This is a genomic window from Actinocrinis sp., from assembly GCF_035938995.1.
Taxonomy (GTDB): domain Bacteria; phylum Actinomycetota; class Actinomycetes; order Streptomycetales; family Catenulisporaceae; genus DASZGI01.
This window is the reverse complement of the sequence record NZ_DASZGI010000140.1, coordinates 1-14,264: the sequence shown is the minus strand read 5'-3', so window position 1 is coordinate 14,264 and position 14,264 is coordinate 1. Positions and strand designations below refer to the sequence as shown.

25 protein-coding genes and 2 pseudogenes are annotated in these 14,264 nt (G+C 67.8%); all 27 read right to left on the bottom strand.

Going from position 1 to position 14,264, the window contains the following annotated elements:
- Window positions 1–254 (bottom strand): annotated as a pseudogene (locus VGZ32_RS09665) (30S ribosomal protein S4); the annotation flags it as partial.
- Window positions 255–393: 139 nt separating this feature from the next.
- Window positions 394–807: a 30S ribosomal protein S11 gene (gene rpsK, locus VGZ32_RS09660; RefSeq protein WP_326885557.1), complete on the bottom strand. Its 414-nt coding sequence runs from the start codon at window positions 805–807 to the stop codon at window positions 394–396.
- A 57-nt stretch (window positions 808–864) separates the two neighbouring features.
- Entirely contained in the window at window positions 865–1,245 is a 381-nt protein-coding gene (rpsM, locus tag VGZ32_RS09655) for a 30S ribosomal protein S13 (RefSeq protein WP_326885556.1), read from the bottom strand.
- 248 nt (window positions 1,246–1,493) lie between these two features.
- Window positions 1,494–1,607 carry a 50S ribosomal protein L36 gene (rpmJ, locus tag VGZ32_RS09650; protein WP_015883600.1) on the bottom strand — a complete coding sequence of 38 codons (114 nt, stop codon included), beginning with the start codon at window positions 1,605–1,607 and terminating at the stop codon, window positions 1,494–1,496.
- Window positions 1,608–1,702: 95 nt separating this feature from the next.
- A complete protein-coding gene (infA, locus tag VGZ32_RS09645) occupies window positions 1,703–1,924 on the bottom strand; it encodes a translation initiation factor IF-1 (RefSeq protein WP_211468877.1) in 222 nt (73 codons plus the stop codon).
- Between the two features lie 112 nt (window positions 1,925–2,036).
- Window positions 2,037–2,657, bottom strand: coding sequence for a DUF1707 domain-containing protein (locus VGZ32_RS09640; RefSeq protein WP_326885555.1), 621 nt, complete (start codon window positions 2,655–2,657; stop codon window positions 2,037–2,039).
- Window positions 2,658–2,868: 211 nt separating this feature from the next.
- Window positions 2,869–3,684: a type I methionyl aminopeptidase gene (map, locus tag VGZ32_RS09635; protein WP_326885554.1), complete on the bottom strand. Its 816-nt coding sequence runs from the start codon at window positions 3,682–3,684 to the stop codon at window positions 2,869–2,871.
- Window positions 3,685–3,742: 58 nt separating this feature from the next.
- Entirely contained in the window at window positions 3,743–4,393 is a 651-nt protein-coding gene (locus VGZ32_RS09630) for an adenylate kinase (RefSeq protein WP_326885553.1), read from the bottom strand.
- Entirely contained in the window at window positions 4,394–5,725 is a 1,332-nt protein-coding gene (gene secY / locus VGZ32_RS09625; RefSeq protein WP_326885552.1) for a preprotein translocase subunit SecY, read from the bottom strand.
- A gap of 313 nt (window positions 5,726–6,038) precedes the next feature.
- The gene (gene rplO, locus VGZ32_RS09620; RefSeq protein WP_326885551.1) at window positions 6,039–6,542 is read right to left on the bottom strand and encodes a 50S ribosomal protein L15; all 504 of its coding nucleotides are present in this window, start codon (window positions 6,540–6,542) and stop codon (window positions 6,039–6,041) included.
- Complete coding sequence (gene rpmD / locus VGZ32_RS09615) at window positions 6,542–6,724, bottom strand: 50S ribosomal protein L30 (protein WP_326885550.1); 183 nt, start codon at window positions 6,722–6,724, stop codon at window positions 6,542–6,544. Before rpmD ends, rplO begins: the two co-directional genes overlap by 1 nt.
- Before the next feature lies 1 nt (window position 6,725).
- Window positions 6,726–7,352, bottom strand: coding sequence for a 30S ribosomal protein S5 (gene rpsE, locus VGZ32_RS09610; protein ID WP_326885549.1), 627 nt, complete (start codon window positions 7,350–7,352; stop codon window positions 6,726–6,728).
- Window positions 7,353–7,392: 40 nt separating this feature from the next.
- Complete coding sequence (gene rplR, locus VGZ32_RS09605) at window positions 7,393–7,776, bottom strand: 50S ribosomal protein L18 (RefSeq protein ID WP_326885548.1); 384 nt, start codon at window positions 7,774–7,776, stop codon at window positions 7,393–7,395.
- 2 nt (window positions 7,777–7,778) lie between these two features.
- Window positions 7,779–8,318, bottom strand: coding sequence for a 50S ribosomal protein L6 (rplF, locus tag VGZ32_RS09600; RefSeq protein ID WP_326885547.1), 540 nt, complete (start codon window positions 8,316–8,318; stop codon window positions 7,779–7,781).
- A 22-nt stretch (window positions 8,319–8,340) separates the two neighbouring features.
- Complete coding sequence (gene rpsH, locus VGZ32_RS09595) at window positions 8,341–8,739, bottom strand: 30S ribosomal protein S8 (RefSeq protein WP_326885546.1); 399 nt, start codon at window positions 8,737–8,739, stop codon at window positions 8,341–8,343.
- 354 nt (window positions 8,740–9,093) lie between these two features.
- Window positions 9,094–9,279 carry a type Z 30S ribosomal protein S14 gene (locus VGZ32_RS09590; RefSeq protein ID WP_326885545.1) on the bottom strand — a complete coding sequence of 62 codons (186 nt, stop codon included), beginning with the start codon at window positions 9,277–9,279 and terminating at the stop codon, window positions 9,094–9,096.
- A gap of 2 nt (window positions 9,280–9,281) precedes the next feature.
- Window positions 9,282–9,854 carry a 50S ribosomal protein L5 gene (gene rplE / locus VGZ32_RS09585; RefSeq protein WP_326885544.1) on the bottom strand — a complete coding sequence of 191 codons (573 nt, stop codon included), beginning with the start codon at window positions 9,852–9,854 and terminating at the stop codon, window positions 9,282–9,284.
- Window positions 9,854–10,213 (bottom strand): 50S ribosomal protein L24, encoded by a 360-nt coding sequence (rplX, locus tag VGZ32_RS09580; RefSeq protein WP_326885558.1) that lies wholly within the window; start codon window positions 10,211–10,213, stop codon window positions 9,854–9,856. The genes rplE and rplX overlap by 1 nt, the downstream gene beginning before the upstream one ends.
- 15 nt (window positions 10,214–10,228) lie before the next feature.
- A complete protein-coding gene (gene rplN / locus VGZ32_RS09575) occupies window positions 10,229–10,597 on the bottom strand; it encodes a 50S ribosomal protein L14 (RefSeq protein ID WP_326885543.1) in 369 nt (122 codons plus the stop codon).
- 224 nt (window positions 10,598–10,821) lie between these two features.
- A complete protein-coding gene (gene rpsQ / locus VGZ32_RS09570; protein ID WP_326885542.1) occupies window positions 10,822–11,115 on the bottom strand; it encodes a 30S ribosomal protein S17 in 294 nt (97 codons plus the stop codon).
- Window positions 11,112–11,333 carry a 50S ribosomal protein L29 gene (rpmC, locus tag VGZ32_RS09565; RefSeq protein ID WP_326885541.1) on the bottom strand — a complete coding sequence of 74 codons (222 nt, stop codon included), beginning with the start codon at window positions 11,331–11,333 and terminating at the stop codon, window positions 11,112–11,114. The genes rpsQ and rpmC overlap by 4 nt, the downstream gene beginning before the upstream one ends.
- On the bottom strand, window positions 11,333–11,752 hold the full coding sequence (gene rplP, locus VGZ32_RS09560) for a 50S ribosomal protein L16 (protein ID WP_326885540.1): 420 nt from the start codon (window positions 11,750–11,752) through the stop codon (window positions 11,333–11,335). Before rplP ends, rpmC begins: the two co-directional genes overlap by 1 nt.
- Before the next feature lie 3 nt (window positions 11,753–11,755).
- The gene (rpsC, locus tag VGZ32_RS09555) at window positions 11,756–12,625 is read right to left on the bottom strand and encodes a 30S ribosomal protein S3 (protein WP_326885539.1); all 870 of its coding nucleotides are present in this window, start codon (window positions 12,623–12,625) and stop codon (window positions 11,756–11,758) included.
- Window positions 12,625–13,026: a 50S ribosomal protein L22 gene (gene rplV, locus VGZ32_RS09550; RefSeq protein ID WP_326885538.1), complete on the bottom strand. Its 402-nt coding sequence runs from the start codon at window positions 13,024–13,026 to the stop codon at window positions 12,625–12,627. Before rplV ends, rpsC begins: the two co-directional genes overlap by 1 nt.
- Window positions 13,019–13,300: a 30S ribosomal protein S19 gene (rpsS, locus tag VGZ32_RS09545; protein WP_326885537.1), complete on the bottom strand. Its 282-nt coding sequence runs from the start codon at window positions 13,298–13,300 to the stop codon at window positions 13,019–13,021. The genes rplV and rpsS overlap by 8 nt, the downstream gene beginning before the upstream one ends.
- A gap of 12 nt (window positions 13,301–13,312) precedes the next feature.
- Window positions 13,313–14,149 (bottom strand): 50S ribosomal protein L2, encoded by an 837-nt coding sequence (gene rplB / locus VGZ32_RS09540; protein WP_326885536.1) that lies wholly within the window; start codon window positions 14,147–14,149, stop codon window positions 13,313–13,315.
- Between the two features lie 10 nt (window positions 14,150–14,159).
- A pseudogene (locus VGZ32_RS09535) lies at window positions 14,160–14,264 on the bottom strand (50S ribosomal protein L23); the annotation flags it as partial.

Genomic DNA, 14,264 nt, shown 5'->3' with positions numbered 1-14,264 from the left:
AGACGCCGCTCTAGCATCACCATCAGGTTCGATCCGGTGGGCCCCTTCGAGCGCTCCGCCTTCTCGAAATAATTGCGGAACTGGCGTTCCAGCAGGCCGTAGGTGCGCTTTACTTTCTGCTTTTCGCGCAACTGTACGCCGTATCCGACCATCTTCGGGCGCCGCGCTTGGCCGTGCTGGCCGGGAACGAAATTACGCTTTTCGATGGCGCATTTTTCCGTAAAACACCGGAGGCCCTTCAGGTAGAGTTTCATCCCCTCCCGACGGCACAGCCGGCAAACCGCTTCACGATGTCTTGCCAAGTGATGCTCTCCTTTGCTGCAACTTCCAAGCGGGCACGGCCCGCCACGGCGGATCTGCGACATGCCGTGCCCCTACGAAGATCTTTTCCAACTACACGCGGCGGCGCTTCGGCGGACGGCAGCCGTTGTGCGGGGACGGGGTCACATCGTTGATGGACCCGACCTCGAGGCCGGTCTGCTGGAGCGAGCGGATCGCGGTCTCGCGCCCGGAGCCCGGACCCTTGACGAACACGTCGACCTTCCGCATGCCGTGCTCCATGGCGCGGCGGGCGGCGGCCTCGGCGGTCATCTGCGCGGCGAAGGGCGTGGACTTGCGCGAGCCCTTGAAGCCGACCTGGCCGGAGCTGGCCCAGGCGATCACGTTGCCCTGCGGGTCGGTGATCGAGACGATCGTGTTGTTGAACGTGCTCTTGATGTGCGCGTGCCCGTGGGCGACGTTCTTCTTCTCCTTGCGGCGCACCTTCGTCTTCGCGGCGCCCGCGGCCTGACGGCTCTTGGGAGGCATATCTCGCAGTACTCCAAATGAGGTGATCGGTCCCGGACGGTTCGAGGACCGCGGGGACTACTTCTTGCCCGGCTTCTTCTTGCCGGCGATGGCGCGGCGCGGGCCCTTGCGGGTACGCGCGTTGGTGTGGGTGCGCTGGCCACGGACCGGCAGGCCACGGCGGTGGCGCAGGCCCTGGTAGCACCCGATCTCCATCTTGCGGCGGATGTCGGCGGCCACTTCGCGACGGAGGTCGCCCTCGATCTTGTAGTTGGCGTCGATCCAGTCGCGCAGCTTGACCAGGTCGTCTTCGGTCAGGTCCTTCACCCGGACGTCCGGGGAGACGCCGGCCCCGGCGCAGGTCGCCTGCGCGCGGGTGCGGCCGACGCCGTAGATGTAGGTCAGGGCGATCTCCAGCCGCTTGTCGCGGGGGAGGTCGACTCCGACGAGGCGTGCCATCTGGCAGGCTCCTAGGTTCACTTCGCGGAGGTCTGGCGCGGCACCGTTCCTTGCCACGGGTACGTACCCTGACATGGAAGGTCCCCGGCCTCCGTGCCGGGGGTGTCGTCCGGCGCGCGGCGGTGTGCCGCGGGCCGGGGTCGGGATGCCGCGCTCTTACGGGTGCTGGACGTCAGTCGCGGACGACGAGCAAGCGCGCGGTGCCCTTAACAAGAAGTCTCCACGGCGCACACGAGCTCCGGGGCGGTTCAGCCCTGGCGCTGCTTGTGGCGCAGGTTCTCGCAGATCACCATGACCCGGCCGTGACGGCGGATCACCTTGCACTTGTCGCAGATCGGCTTGACGCTCGGCTTGACCTTCATGATGGAGGTCCCTTTCGAGCGGCACCGCCCGGATGAACGGGCGGCGCTGGATCGCGAATATTGGATTGTTGCTGTACTGCTGGGTGGAGCCGGTCTTACTTGTACCGGTACACGATCCGGCCGCGGGTCAGGTCGTACGGGCTGAGCTCGACGACGACCCGGTCGTCCGGGAGGATCCGGATGTAGTGCATCCGCATCTTCCCGCTGATGTGCGCGAGAACCTTGTGCCCGTTCTGCAGCTCGACCCGGAACATCGCGTTGGGCAGAGACTCGACGACGGTGCCCTCGATCTCGATGGCCCCTTCTTTCTTGGGCATGTCCTCGCACTTCATTCGATAGACGGCGTGACGCGGCGGTCGCAGGACCGACGAGTCAGTTTACGTCGTGGGCTGCGAAAATTACCAATCGGCCTGTTGAGCAGACCGCGGCTCAGCGCCGCTGGCCGAGACCGGAGACGACCCGGCCGAGCATAAGGAAGCCGAGGATCCCGATCGGCCAGGCCGGCCAGAAGTCCGACCAGCCGCCACCGAGCAGCCCGGTTATGAACCAGATGCCGGTGAGCAGGATCGAGAGCCCGGCCCAGGCGGCGAACGCGCCGGCCGGGCCCTGCGCCTGGCGCTTGGCGAGCCGGACGGCGCGCCGCTGCTCCCGCATCTGGGCGCGGACCTGCTCACGCATCGCGTGTTTCTGCAGCTTCCACTCCATCGCGGCGCCGATCACGGCGGCGGCGATGTCTCCGGCCGGAGTGTTCTGCTTGGTCTGGCCGTACGTGGTCCAGCTGCCCGTCGGCGGCACCGCGTCCTGCGGCGAACCCCACGCCGCGGCGCCCTGCTGCGTCTTGCCCCGTGCGCCGAGGTCCACCGGAAGGTCCCGGGTCAGCTCGGCCAGTTCCCCGTAGGTCTTCGCCGCGTACGCGGCGGACATGCGCTGCTCGAATTCGTCCATCGCCAGCCGGCCGTCGGCCGTGTGCTGCCTGAGCTGCTCCACGATCCGTTCGCGGTCGGCGTCCGAAGCGCGGACGCTCGGGTCCCCTACCCCACCTTGCGACATATCGCGAGTGTACCTCGGCGTTGTGGACGTCGTCACGAGGCGCCTGTCACGGGCTGCTTATGACCATTGTCATGGGTGAGGTGTCTCATTGGCGCCCCGGAGCCAACCGGGGCTTGATGGCGGCTGTAGATCGGGCCGCGGGGAGAAATGCGCTCCCCGCGGCCCGATCTTTCGCCGCCGCCCCGGCCGGCTCCGAAGCGCGCGAATCTGCTTACGGGTGAACCGGAACGCCGAGACGGCCGAGTTCCGCCTTCCCGCCGTCGAACGCCGTCGTGACCCACAGGCCCTGCTCGGTAAGGGCGACCGTGTGCTCGAAGTGCGCGGAGCTAGAGCCGTCGCGGGTGACGACCGTCCAGCCGTCGTCCAGTTCCGCGGTCTGCTTGTGCCCGAGCATGAGCATCGGCTCGATCGCCAAGGCCATCCCGACCTGCATCTTCGGTCCGCGGTCGAGAGTGCGGTGGTTGTAGATCATCGGGTCCATGTGCATTTGCGAGCCGATGCCGTGCCCGCCGTAGCCCTCGACGATGCCGTACATCCCCTGGGTGCGCACGTAGGACTGGATCGCGCGGCCGATGTTGTTGAGCCGCTCGCCGGCCTTGATCGCGGCGATGCCCTGCCACATCGACTCCTCGGTGACCCGCATCAGCTCGGCCACCGCCGGATCGATCTCGCCGCAGGCCACCGTGATCGCCGAGTCGCCGTGCCAGCCCTGGTAGATCGCGCCGCAGTCGATCGAGACGATGTCGCCGTCGCGCAGCGCGTAGTCGCCCGGGATGCCGTGCACGATCTCGTTGTTGACCGAGGCGCAGATCACCGCGGGGAAGGCCGGGGCGCCGTGGCCGCCGCCGTAGCCCTTGAACGAGGGGACGGCGCCCTGCGACCGGATCGAGTCCTCGGCGAGCGCGTCCAGCCGCGCCGTGGTGACGCCTTCCTTGACCTCGCCGCGCAGCAGCTCCAGGGTCCGGGCGACGATCAGGCCCGCCTCGCGCATCAGCGCGAACTGCTCCTCGTTCTTCAGCTCTGCCATGCGGACATTCTCCCGCATGGCGGAGCATGCGACCGTGCGTCGAGCGAGCCGTCGGGCGCTAGACGTCTTCCAGTGCCGTCAGAATGCGCGCGGTGACGTCGTCCAGGGCCCCGGTGGCCTCGATGGTGGTCAGCAGCCCGCGCTCCCCGTAGAAGCCCACTATGGGCGCCGTCTCGCGCTCGTAGACCGCCAGCCGCTCGCGGACGGTCTCCTCCTTGTCGTCGTCGCGCTGGTACAGCTCGCCGCCGCAGATGTCACAGACCCCCGCCACGCTCGGCTGGTTGAAGTCCACGTGGAAGATGTGCGTGCTGTCGTTGCGGCACAGCCGGCGCCCGGCGATCCGCTTGACGACCTCGTTGTTGTCGACCACGAGTTCGAGCACCACGTCGAGCTTGGTGTCCATGCCGGCCAGGATCGCCTCGAGCTCCTCGGCCTGTGGGACGTTGCGCGGGAAGCCGTCGAGCAGGAAGCCGTTCGCGACGTCGGGCTGGGAGAGCCGGTCGCGCACCATGGCGATGGTCACCGAGTCCGGGACCAGCCGGCCGGAGTCCATGTACGACCTGGCCTCCAGGCCCAGCGGTGTGCCTGCCCCCACGTTGGCGCGGAAGATGTCCCCGGTGGAGATCGCCGGGATCTTCAACCGGTCGGCGACGATCTTGGCCTGGGTTCCCTTGCCCGCGCCGGGCGGGCCGACAAGCACGATACGCATCTACCGGAGGAACCCTTCGTAGTTGTGCTGCTGCAGCTGGCTCTCGATCTGCTTCACCGTCTCCAGGCCGACGCCCACGATGATCAGGATCGAGGTACCGCCGAAGGGGAACTTCCCGCCCGTGTGGAACTGGGCGAGCGCGATCATCGGGATGATCGCGATCACGGCCAGATACAGGGCCCCGGGCCAGGTGATCCGGGTCAGGATGTAGTTCAGGTACTCGGCGGTCGGCTTGCCCGCCCGGATGCCCGGGATGAACCCACCGTACTTCTTCATATTGTCCGCAACCTCGTCCGGGTTAAACGTGATCGCGACATAGAAGAATGCGAAGAAGAGGATGAGCAGGAAGTAGGCCACCGAGTAGTAATACGAGTATCCGTTGTTGGTGAGGCCCAGGTTCTGCCGGATCCAGCTGGACCAGTGGTGCTTTTGGTTCGGGTCGGCGAACTGCGAGACCAGGACGGGCAGCTGCAGCAGCGAGGAGGCGAAGATGACCGGGATGACGCCGGACTGGTTGACCTTGATCGGGATGTAGGTCGAGGAGCCGCCGTACATCCGCCGCCCGATCATCCGCTTCGCGTACTGGACCGGGATGCGCCGCTGGCCCTGTTCGATGAACACCACGAAGCCGACCAGCACCATGCCCATCGCGATCACGCCGAGGAAGGCCACCCAGCCGCCGCCGAGCTTCTGGGTCTGCTTGATCGCCCACAGCTGGCTCGGGAACCCGGACGCGATCGAGGTGAAGATCAGCAGCGACATGCCGTTGCCGATGCCGCGGTCGGTGATCAGCTCGCCCAGCCACATGATGACGGAGGTGGCGGAGACCATCACCAGCACCAGGACCGCCTCGGCCTTGAGGTCGACCTGCGGGTAGATGATCGAGGTCTGGCAGGAGGTGCCGAGCAGGTACTGCGGCGCGTTCTTCGCGGTCGCGATCAGGCCGGTGGACTGGAGGATCGCCAGGCCGACGGTCAGGTACCGGGTGTACTGGGTGATCTTCGCCTGCCCGGCCTGGCCCTCCTTCTTCAGGGCGTCGAGCCGGGGGATCACCACGGTCAGCAGCTGCAGGATGATCGACGCGGTGATGTACGGCATGATGCCGAGCGCGAAGATCGACAGCTGGAGCAGCGCGTTGCCGGAGAACAGGTTGATCAGGCCGAGCGCGCTGCTGGTGCCGTTGGTGCCGATGCACTGCCGGATCGCGGCCTCGTTCACGCCGGGGGCGGGAATGTGCGCGCCCAGCCGGAACAGAGCCATCATGGCCAGCGTGAACAGCAGCTTCTTGCGCAGGTCGGGTGTCCGGAAAGCCCGGGCGAATGCTGTGAGCACTGTTCCTCCTGCGCGCTGTCCCGTCGGGCCGTGCGTCGCCTTACGGGAGCTGTGGTTTCGTCATGGTCCCGGGCAAGCCTGAACCGCCGGGATCGCCTCGGCTCGCGCCATCTTACGCAAAGTTCACAGGACAAGGCGATACTCGGGCGGCAACTGCCCTCCGCCCGACCCGGAGCCGGACTAGGCAGCGGTGAATGGGTGTGGTTTTGATCACGCGGGTTGCGTGTCTGTGGCCGGCCGTCGCGGCCAAATGCGCCCGCCCGACAGGCGAAGGGCCCGCTTCCTGCTCGGAAGCGGGCCCCATAGCAGAACTCTACAGCTCTTCGGTGGAACCGCCGGCCGCGGCGATCTTCGCCTTGGCGGAGGCCGAGTAGGCGTCCACCTTGACGTTGAGCGCGACCGAGATCTCGCCGGTGCCGAGCACCTTGACCAATTCGTTCTTGCGCACCGCGCCCTTGGCCACCAGGTCGGCCTTGGTCACTTCGCCGCCCTCGGGGTAGAGCTCGGCGAGCTTGGCCAGGTTGACCACCTGGTACTCGACGCGGAACGGGTTCTTGAAGCCCTTGAGCTTGGGCAGCCGCATGTGCAGCGGCATCTGCCCGCCCTCGAAGCGCTGCGGAACCTGGTAGCGCGCCTTCGTGCCCTTGGTTCCGCGGCCCGCCGTCTTGCCCTTCGAGCCCTCACCGCGGCCGACCCGGGTCTTGGCGGTCTTGGCGCCGGGGGCCGGACGCAGGTGGTGGACCTTGAGCGGACGCTCCTGCGCGGCGCCCTCGGCCGGCGCGGCGGCCTTCTTCGTCGCCGCAGTGTTCTCCGACATCAGTCGACCTCCTCAACCTTCACGAGGTGGCGGACGGTGTGGACCATGCCGCGGATCTCCGGGCGATCCTCCTTGAGGACCGTGTCGTTGATCCGCTTGAGGCCCAGCGCGTCCAGCGTGGCGCGGTGGTTCTGCTTCGTCCCGATCTTCGAGCGGATCTGGGTCACCTTCAGCTTCGCCATGTCACGCCCCCGTCCCCGCGCGGGCCCGCAGCAGCGCGGCCGGCGCGACGTCCTCGAGGGGCAGGCCGCGGCGGGCGGCGATCTCCTCGGGCCGAACCAGGCCCTTGAGAGCGGCCACCGTGGCGTGCACGATGTTGATCGGGTTGTCCGAGCCGAGCGACTTGGACAGCACGTCGTGCACGCCCGCGCACTCGAGCACCGCGCGCACCGGGCCGCCGGCGATGACGCCGGTACCCGGGGAGGCCGGCTTGAGCAGCACGACGCCCGCGGCGTCCTCGCCGGTGATCGGGTGGGGAATGGTCCCCTGGATCCGCGGCACCTTGAAGAAGTGCTTCTTGGCCTCCTCCACGCCCTTGGCGATGGCGGCCGGCACCTCCTTGGCCTTGCCGTAGCCCACGCCGACCGTGCCGTCGCCGTCGCCGACGACGACCAGCGCGGTGAAGGAGAACCGGCGTCCGCCCTTCACGACCTTGGCCACGCGGTTGATGGTGACGACCCGCTCGACGTAAGCGGTCTTCTCGGCTGCGGGGGCGGCGTCCTGGTTGCGGCGGTCACGACGGTCGCGACGCTCGCCGCCCTCACCGCCGCGGCCACCCGCACCGCCGCCGCGGCGCTGCTGGGGAGGCATCAGGAATCCCTCTTCTCAGTGTTCTGGTAGTTCGTCGCCATCACAGTTCCAGCCCCGCCTCGCGGGCGCCTTCCGCCACGGCGGCGACGCGGCCGTGGTACTTGTTGCCGCCGCGGTCGAACACGACCTTGGTGATCCCGGCGGCCTTTGCCCGCTCGCCGACCAGCTTGCCGACCTCGCGGGACAGCTCCACCTTCTTGCCCTCGGCCGCGCGCAGCGAGGCCTCGAGGGTGGAGGCGGAGACCAGCGTGTGGCCGAGCCTGTCGTTGACGACCTGCGCGACGATGTGCCGGTTGGACCGGGTGACGACCAGGCGCGGACGCTCCTCGGTGCCGTTGACCCGCTTGCGCACGCGGATGTGCCGCCGCTTGACCGCGACGGCCTTGCGCGCGTCGCCCTTGGCGATCTTGAAGCCGTACCCCATGGCTACTTACCAGCCTTTCCGACCTTGCGGCGGATGACTTCGCCTTGGTACCGCACGCCCTTGGCCTTGTACGGGTCGGGCTTGCGCAGCTTGCGGATGTTCGCCGCGACCTCGCCGACCTTCTGCTTGTCGATGCCCGACACCACGAAGCGGGTCGGGGCCTCCACCCGGAAGGAGATGCCCTCCGGCGCGGTGACGGTGATCGGGTGCGAGTAACCGAGGGCGAACTCCAGGTCCGAGCCCTTGGCCTGCACGCGGTAGCCGACTCCGGAGATCTCCAGGATCTTCGAGTAGCCGGCGGTGACACCGATGATCATGTTGTTGACCAGGGTGCGGGACAGGCCGTGGCGCTCCTTGGCGGCGCGCTCGTCGTTGGGGCGGGTCACCTGGAGGGTGCCGTCCTCGGCCTTCTCGATGCCGATGGGCTCGACGAGCGTGTGCGAGAGGGTGCCCTTGGGGCCCTTCACCGTCACGTCGCGCCCGTCGATGGTGACCTCCACGCCGGCCGGAACCGGGATGGGCAGCCGTCCGATACGAGACATGTGCTAGTCCTCCCTTCCGGACTTACCAGACGTAGGCGAGGACTTCCCCGCCCACACCCTTCTTGGCGGCCTGACGGTCGGTCAGCAGGCCGGAGGACGAGGAGATGATCGCGATGCCGAGCCCGCCGAGCACGCGCGGCAGGCCGGTGGACTTCGCGTAGACGCGCAGACCGGGCTTCGAGATGCGCTTGATGCCGGCGATCGACCGCTCGCGGTTCGGGCCGTACTTCAGCGTGATGGTGAGCTTCTTGCCCACCTCGAGGTCCTCGGACTTGTAGGAGGCGATGTAGCCCTCCTGCTGGAGGATCTCGGCGATGCGGGCCTTGAGCTTGGAGTACGGCATGTCGACTGTGTCGTGGTACGCCGCGTTGCCGTTGCGCAGACGCGTCAGCATGTCTGCGATCGGGTCGGTCATGGTCATGAGGGGGCCTTGGGCCTTCCCACCGCGGTTTCCGGCTCGAGCGCGTCGCGGGCGACCGGGCCTCACGCGGAAACGCGAAGAACCAGGTGCCTTTGATTCGCCGAGGGGACCTACGGCGTCGTAGTTACATGAGAAGGCGCCTGGTTCTGGAACCAGCAGTCGGCCTTTCCACTCCCGGATTCCCGGAGGGAGTACCGACGGACTCGCTTTCGCTAGAGCGCCCATCGTGGCGGCAGATCGATTAGCCACCGTGTCACAGCGCCGGCTTTCACACCGGCGCCGTACACACATCTGTGGTCCAGGATAACTGGTCGGGAGGGGTGCTCCCGACCAGTCACCCGGAAGCGTGCGTTTCTACCAGCTGGACTTGGTCACGCCGGGCAGTTCGCCCGCGTGCGCCATCTCCCGCAGGCAGATCCGGCACAAGCCGAACTTGCGGTACACCGAGTGCGGTCGGCCGCACTTCTGGCACCGGGTGTAGCCGCGCACCTTGAACTTCGGCTTCGCGGCCGCCTTGTTGACCAGAGCGGTCTTCGCCATGATCACGCCTCCTTGAAGGGGAAGCCGAGCAGCTTGAGCAGCGTCCGGCCTTCGTCGTCGGTCTTGGCCGTGGTCACGACCGTGATGTCCATGCCGCGGACCCGGTCGATCCGGTCCTGGTCGATCTCGTAGAACACGGACTGCTCGGTGAGACCGAAGGTGTAGTTGCCGTTGCCGTCGAACTGCTTCGGCGATAGGCCGCGGAAGTCGCGGATACGCGGCAGCGCGATCGACACCAGCCGGTCGAGGAACTCCCACATCCGGTCGCCGCGCAGCGTGGTGTGCGCGCCGATCGGCTGGCCCTCGCGCAGCTTGAACTGGGCGATGGACTTGCGGGCCTTGGTGATCACCGGCTTCTGGCCGGTAATGGTGGCCAGGTCGCGCACCGCACCGTCGATCAGCTTCGAGTCGCGGGCGGCCTCGCCGACACCCATGTTCACCACGACCTTGGTGACACCGGGCACCTGCATGATGTTCTCGTAGCCGTACTGCTTGCGCAGCGCGTCCATGATCTCGGCCCGGTACCGCTCCTTCAGGCGCGGCGCGACCTTGGTGGTCTCGTCGGTGACAGTCATCAGATTTCCTCACCGGTCTTCTTCGCGAACCGCACGGAACGCGTGACCGTCCTGGTGGTGCCGTCGGGCAGGCGGCGCTCCTGCTCCACCCGCCGGTATCCCACCCGGGTGACGACCTTCTTGCCGTCGACCTCGACGATCAGCATCACGTTGCTGACGTGGATCGGGGCCTCTTTGGTGATGATGCCGCCGGTCTTGGCGCCCCGGGAGGTCTGCCCGACCTTCTGGTGCTTCTTGACCCGGTTCACGCCCTCGACGATGACCTTCTGCCGGTCCGGGAAGGCCTGAACGACCTTGCCCTGCAGGCCCTTGTCCTTGCCGGTGATGACCTGGACCAGGTCGCCCTTCTTGATGTTCATCTTGTGCGCCACGGCTTACAGCACCTCCGGGGCGAGCGAGATGATGCGCATGTAGCGCTTCTCGCGCAGCTCGCGGCCCACCGGGCCGAAGATGCGGGTGCCGCGCGGGTCGCCGCCGTCCTTGATCAGGACGGCCGCGTTCTCGTCGAAGCGGATGTACGAGCCGTCGGCCCGGCGCCGCTCCTTGACGGTGCGCACGACGACCGCCTTGACGACGTCGCCCTTCTTGACGCCGGCGCCCGGGAGGGCGTCCTTCACCGTGGCGACGATCACGTCGCCGATGCCGGCGTACCGGCGGCTGGATCCACCGAGAACCCGGATGCAGAGGATTTCCTTCGCACCGGTGTTATCGGCGACCCGCAGCCGCGATTCCTGCTGAATCACGTTCTACTCCTGACTGGACACAGTCTCTTCGCAGAGGTGTGCGGGTGCTGTGTTTGATTTGCTTCGCGTTGGCCGGGGCTCGATGGCGGCTGTAGACCACCCGACGGGGAAAAGCGCCCCGCCGGTCGGTCTTTCGCCGCCGCCCCGGCCGCCGTGCGAAGCAGGTTGGGGTGTTACTTCGTTTGATTTGCTTCGCGTTGGCCGGGGCGAAGCGGATCGGGGTGTTACTTGGCCTTCTCGAGGATCTCGACCACGCGCCAGCGCTTCGTCGCCGACAGCGGCCGGGTCTCCATCAGGAGCACCCGGTCGCCGATGCCGCAGGCGTTCTGCTCGTCGTGCGCCTTCAACTTGCTGGTGCGGCGCATGACCTTGCCGTACATGGCGTGCTTGACCCGGTCCTCGACCGCCACCACGACGGTCTTGTCCATCTTGTCGCTGACCACCAGGCCCTCGCGGACCTTGCGGGCGCCGCGCTCGGCGGTCTCGGTCTTCTCCACGTTCGTTACCTCATCACTCATTCGGCACCGTCCGTGATACCGAGCTCCCGCTCACGCTGGATCGTGTAGATCCGCGCGATATCGGACTTGACCGCCTTCATCCGGCCGTGGTTCTCCAGCTGCCCGGTCGCCTGCTGGAAGCGGAGGTTGAACAGCTCCTCCTTGGCTTCGCGCAGCTTGTCCGCCAGCGCCTCGTCGGTCAGCTCGCGAAGCTCGTGGGTCTTCGTCCCGATCGACATCAGATCTCACCTGCCTCGCGCTTGATGATCCGGCACTTGAGGGGCAGCTTGTGCGACGCGCGCAGCAATGCCTCGCGGGCGACCTTCTCGTTCGGGAACGAGAGCTCGAACAGCACCCGGCCGGGCTTGACGTTCGCCACCCACCACTCGGTGGAGCCCTTGCCGGAACCCATCCGGGTCTCGGCGGGCTTCTTGGTGATCGGCCGGTCCGGGTAGATGTTGATCCAGACCTTGCCGCCACGGCGGATGTGCCGGTTGATCGCGATACGCGCCGACTCGATCTGCCGGTTGGTGACGTAGGCCGGGCTCAGCGCCTGGATGCCGTACTCGCCGAACGCCAGCTCGTTGCCGCCCTTGCTCATGCCCGAGCGGCTCGGGTGGTGCTGCTTGCGGTGCTTGACCCTGCGGGGGATCAGCATGGGTCAGCCCTCCTTCGGTGCTTCAGTCACAGCCGGGGCCTCGGCCGGCGCGCTCGGCGCGACCGCGGTCTCCGCGGCGGGAGCCGCCGCCTCGACCGGACGGCGCTCGCCGCCGCGGCCCGCTGGACGCTCGCCGCCACGGCCCGGACGCCCGCCGCGCGGACGGTCGCCGCCGCGCCGCTCGTCGCGGCCGCCGGCCGGACGGCTCTGGCGCTGCGCCGCGGCCTCGGCCTCGCGGGCCGCGCGCAGGTTCGCGACGTCGCCCTTGTAGATCCACACCTTCACGCCGATCCGGCCGAAGGTGGTGCGGGCCTCGTAGAAGCCGTAGTCGATGTTCGCGCGCAGCGTGTGCAGCGGGACCCGGCCCTCGCGGTACTGCTCGGACCGGCTCATCTCGGCGCCGCCGAGGCGGCCGGAGACCTGCACCTTGATGCCCTTGGCGCCGGCCTTCATGGTCGACTGGATCGCCTTGCGCATGGCGCGGCGGAACGCGACGCGGCTGGACAGCTGCTCGGCCACGCCCTGCGCGACGAGCTGCGCGTCGACCTCGGGGTTCTTCACCTCGAGGATGTTCAGCTGCACCTGCTTGCCGGTGAGCTTCTCCAGCTCGCCGCGAATGCGCTCGGCCTCCGCGCCGCGGCGGCCGATGACGATGCCCGGCCGCGCGGTGTGGATGTCGACGCGCACGCGGTCACGGGTGCGCTCGATCTCCACCTTCGAGATGCCGGCGCGCTCCATGCCGGTGGTCATCAGCTTGCGGATCGCGACGTCTTCCTTGACGTACGCCTTGTACAGCTTGTCGGCGTACCAGCGCGACTTGAAGTCGGTGGTGATGCCGAGGCGGAACCCGTGCGGGTTGACTTTCTGGCCCATTACCGGGTCCTGCCCTTCTTGCCGCCGACGGTCTCGGGGACGAACTCCTCGACCACGATCGTGATGTGGCTGCTGCGCTTGCGGATCCGGTAGGCGCGGCCCTGCGCGCGCGGCTGGAACCGCTTGAGCGTCGGACCCTCGTCCACATATGCGGCGGCGATGTACAGGTCGCCGAAGATGTTCTTGTTGTGCCGGGCGTTGGCGGCGGCCGAGGCCACGCACTTGTACACCGGCTCGGCGGCGGCCCACGGGGCGAAGCGCAGGTAGTCCAGCGCATCGTTGACCGGAAGGCCGCGCACCTCGTTGACCACGCGGCGCACCTTCATCGGCGTCATCCGGATGTGCCGGGCCTGGGCCAGCGCCTGGTTGTCCGGAAGGTCCTTGGCCTTGTTCTCAGCCACGGCGGGACCTCCTGTCGTCCTTCACGTGGCCCTTGAAGGTGCGGGTCGGGGCGAACTCGCCCAGCTTGTGCCCGACCATCGACTCGGTGACGAACACCGGGACGTGCTTGCGGCCGTCGTGCACCGCAATGGTGTGGCCCAGCATGTCCGGGACGATCATGGAGCGCCGGGACCACGTCTTGATGACGTTGTGCGTGCCCTTCTCGTTCTGGGCGTCCACCTTCTTCTGCAGGTGGTCGTCCACGAAGGGACCCTTCTTGAGACTGCGCGGCATCTAGACCTCCTCCTAGCGCTTCTTGTTCGTCTTGCGACGGCGGACGATCATCTTGTCGCTGGCCTTGCCCGGCTTGCGGGTGCGGCCCTCCTTCTTGCCCCACGGGGACACCGGGTGGCGTCCGCCGGAGGTCTTGCCCTCACCACCGCCGTGCGGGTGGTCGATCGGGTTCATCGCGACACCGCGGACGGTCGGGCGCTTGCCCTTCCACCGCATGCGGCCGGCCTTGCCCCAGTTGATGTTGCTCTGCTCGGCGTTGCCGACCTCGCCGACGGTCGCGCGGCACTCCGCGCTGACCCGCCGGATCTCACCGGACGGCATGCGCAGGGTGGCGTAGGCGCCCTCCTTGGCAAGCAACTGGACGCCGGAGCCCGCCGACCGCGCGATCTTCGCGCCGCCACCGGGTCGCATCTCGATCGCGTGGATGATCGTGCCAGTCGGGATCGACTTCAACGGCAGCGCGTTTCCCGGCTTGATGTCCGCGCCCGTGCCGTTCTCCACCCGGTCACCCTGCTGTAGCCCCTGCGGGCAGAGGATGTAGCGCTTCTCGCCGTCCACGTAGTGAAGCAGCGCGATGCGCGCGGTGCGGTTCGGGTCGTACTCGATGTGCGCCACCTTGGCAGGGACGCCATCCTTGTCGTGCCGCCGGAAATCGATCAGCCGGTAGGCGCGCTTGTGCCCGCCGCCCTGGTGCCGGACGGTGACCCGCCCGTGAACGTTCCGGCCGCCCTTGCTGTGCAGCGGGCGGACCAGCGACTTCTCAGGCTCACTCCGGGTAATCTCGGAGAAGTCGGAGCCGCTGGCGCCTCGCCGACCTGGAGTGGTCGGCTTGTACTTACGGATTCCCACCTACGTCTCCTTAACTAACCGGTCCGCCGAAGATGTCGATCCGGTCGCCCTCGGCGAGGGTCACGATCGCGCGCTTGGTGTCGACCCGCTTGCCCCAGCCCTGCCGGGTGCGCCT

What these genes read in the sequence shown, in the direction of transcription:
- rpsM (WP_326885556.1), bottom strand. Translation starts at nt 1,245, where the DNA reads ATGGCACGCCTCGTCGGAGTCGACCTCCCCCGCGACAAGCGGCTGGAG.
- rpsH (WP_326885546.1), bottom strand. Translation starts at nt 8,739, where the DNA reads ATGACCATGACCGACCCGATCGCAGACATGCTGACGCGTCTGCGCAAC.
- rpmJ (WP_015883600.1), bottom strand. Translation starts at nt 1,607, where the DNA reads ATGAAGGTCAAGCCGAGCGTCAAGCCGATCTGCGACAAGTGCAAGGTG.
- rpsC (WP_326885539.1), bottom strand. Translation starts at nt 12,625, where the DNA reads ATGGGCCAGAAAGTCAACCCGCACGGGTTCCGCCTCGGCATCACCACC.
- rpsK (WP_326885557.1), bottom strand. Translation starts at nt 807, where the DNA reads ATGCCTCCCAAGAGCCGTCAGGCCGCGGGCGCCGCGAAGACGAAGGTG.
- map (WP_326885554.1), bottom strand. Translation starts at nt 3,684, where the DNA reads ATGGCAGAGCTGAAGAACGAGGAGCAGTTCGCGCTGATGCGCGAGGCG.
- rpsS (WP_326885537.1), bottom strand. Translation starts at nt 13,300, where the DNA reads ATGCCGCGCAGTCTCAAGAAGGGTCCCTTCGTGGACGACCACCTGCAG.
- rplE (WP_326885544.1), bottom strand. Translation starts at nt 9,854, where the DNA reads ATGACTGTCACCGACGAGACCACCAAGGTCGCGCCGCGCCTGAAGGAG.
- infA (WP_211468877.1), bottom strand. Translation starts at nt 1,924, where the DNA reads ATGCCCAAGAAAGAAGGGGCCATCGAGATCGAGGGCACCGTCGTCGAG.
- VGZ32_RS09640 (WP_326885555.1), bottom strand. Translation starts at nt 2,657, where the DNA reads ATGTCGCAAGGTGGGGTAGGGGACCCGAGCGTCCGCGCTTCGGACGCC.
- rpmD (WP_326885550.1), bottom strand. Translation starts at nt 6,724, where the DNA reads ATGGCGAAGCTGAAGGTGACCCAGATCCGCTCGAAGATCGGGACGAAG.
- rplO (WP_326885551.1), bottom strand. Translation starts at nt 6,542, where the DNA reads ATGTCGGAGAACACTGCGGCGACGAAGAAGGCCGCCGCGCCGGCCGAG.
- rplF (WP_326885547.1), bottom strand. Translation starts at nt 8,318, where the DNA reads ATGTCTCGTATCGGACGGCTGCCCATCCCGGTTCCGGCCGGCGTGGAG.
- rpsQ (WP_326885542.1), bottom strand. Translation starts at nt 11,115, where the DNA reads ATGAGTGATGAGGTAACGAACGTGGAGAAGACCGAGACCGCCGAGCGC.
- rpsE (WP_326885549.1), bottom strand. Translation starts at nt 7,352, where the DNA reads ATGCCTCCCCAGCAGCGCCGCGGCGGCGGTGCGGGTGGCCGCGGCGGT.
- rplX (WP_326885558.1), bottom strand. Translation starts at nt 10,213, where the DNA reads ATGAACATCAAGAAGGGCGACCTGGTCCAGGTCATCACCGGCAAGGAC.
- VGZ32_RS09590 (WP_326885545.1), bottom strand. Translation starts at nt 9,279, where the DNA reads ATGGCGAAGACCGCTCTGGTCAACAAGGCGGCCGCGAAGCCGAAGTTC.
- rplR (WP_326885548.1), bottom strand. Translation starts at nt 7,776, where the DNA reads ATGGGGTACGGCTTCAAGATCGCCAAGGGCGACGCGCGCAAGGCCGTC.
- rplP (WP_326885540.1), bottom strand. Translation starts at nt 11,752, where the DNA reads ATGCTGATCCCCCGCAGGGTCAAGCACCGCAAGCAGCACCACCCGAGC.
- VGZ32_RS09630 (WP_326885553.1), bottom strand. Translation starts at nt 4,393, where the DNA reads ATGCGTATCGTGCTTGTCGGCCCGCCCGGCGCGGGCAAGGGAACCCAG.
- rpmC (WP_326885541.1), bottom strand. Translation starts at nt 11,333, where the DNA reads ATGTCGATCGGGACGAAGACCCACGAGCTTCGCGAGCTGACCGACGAG.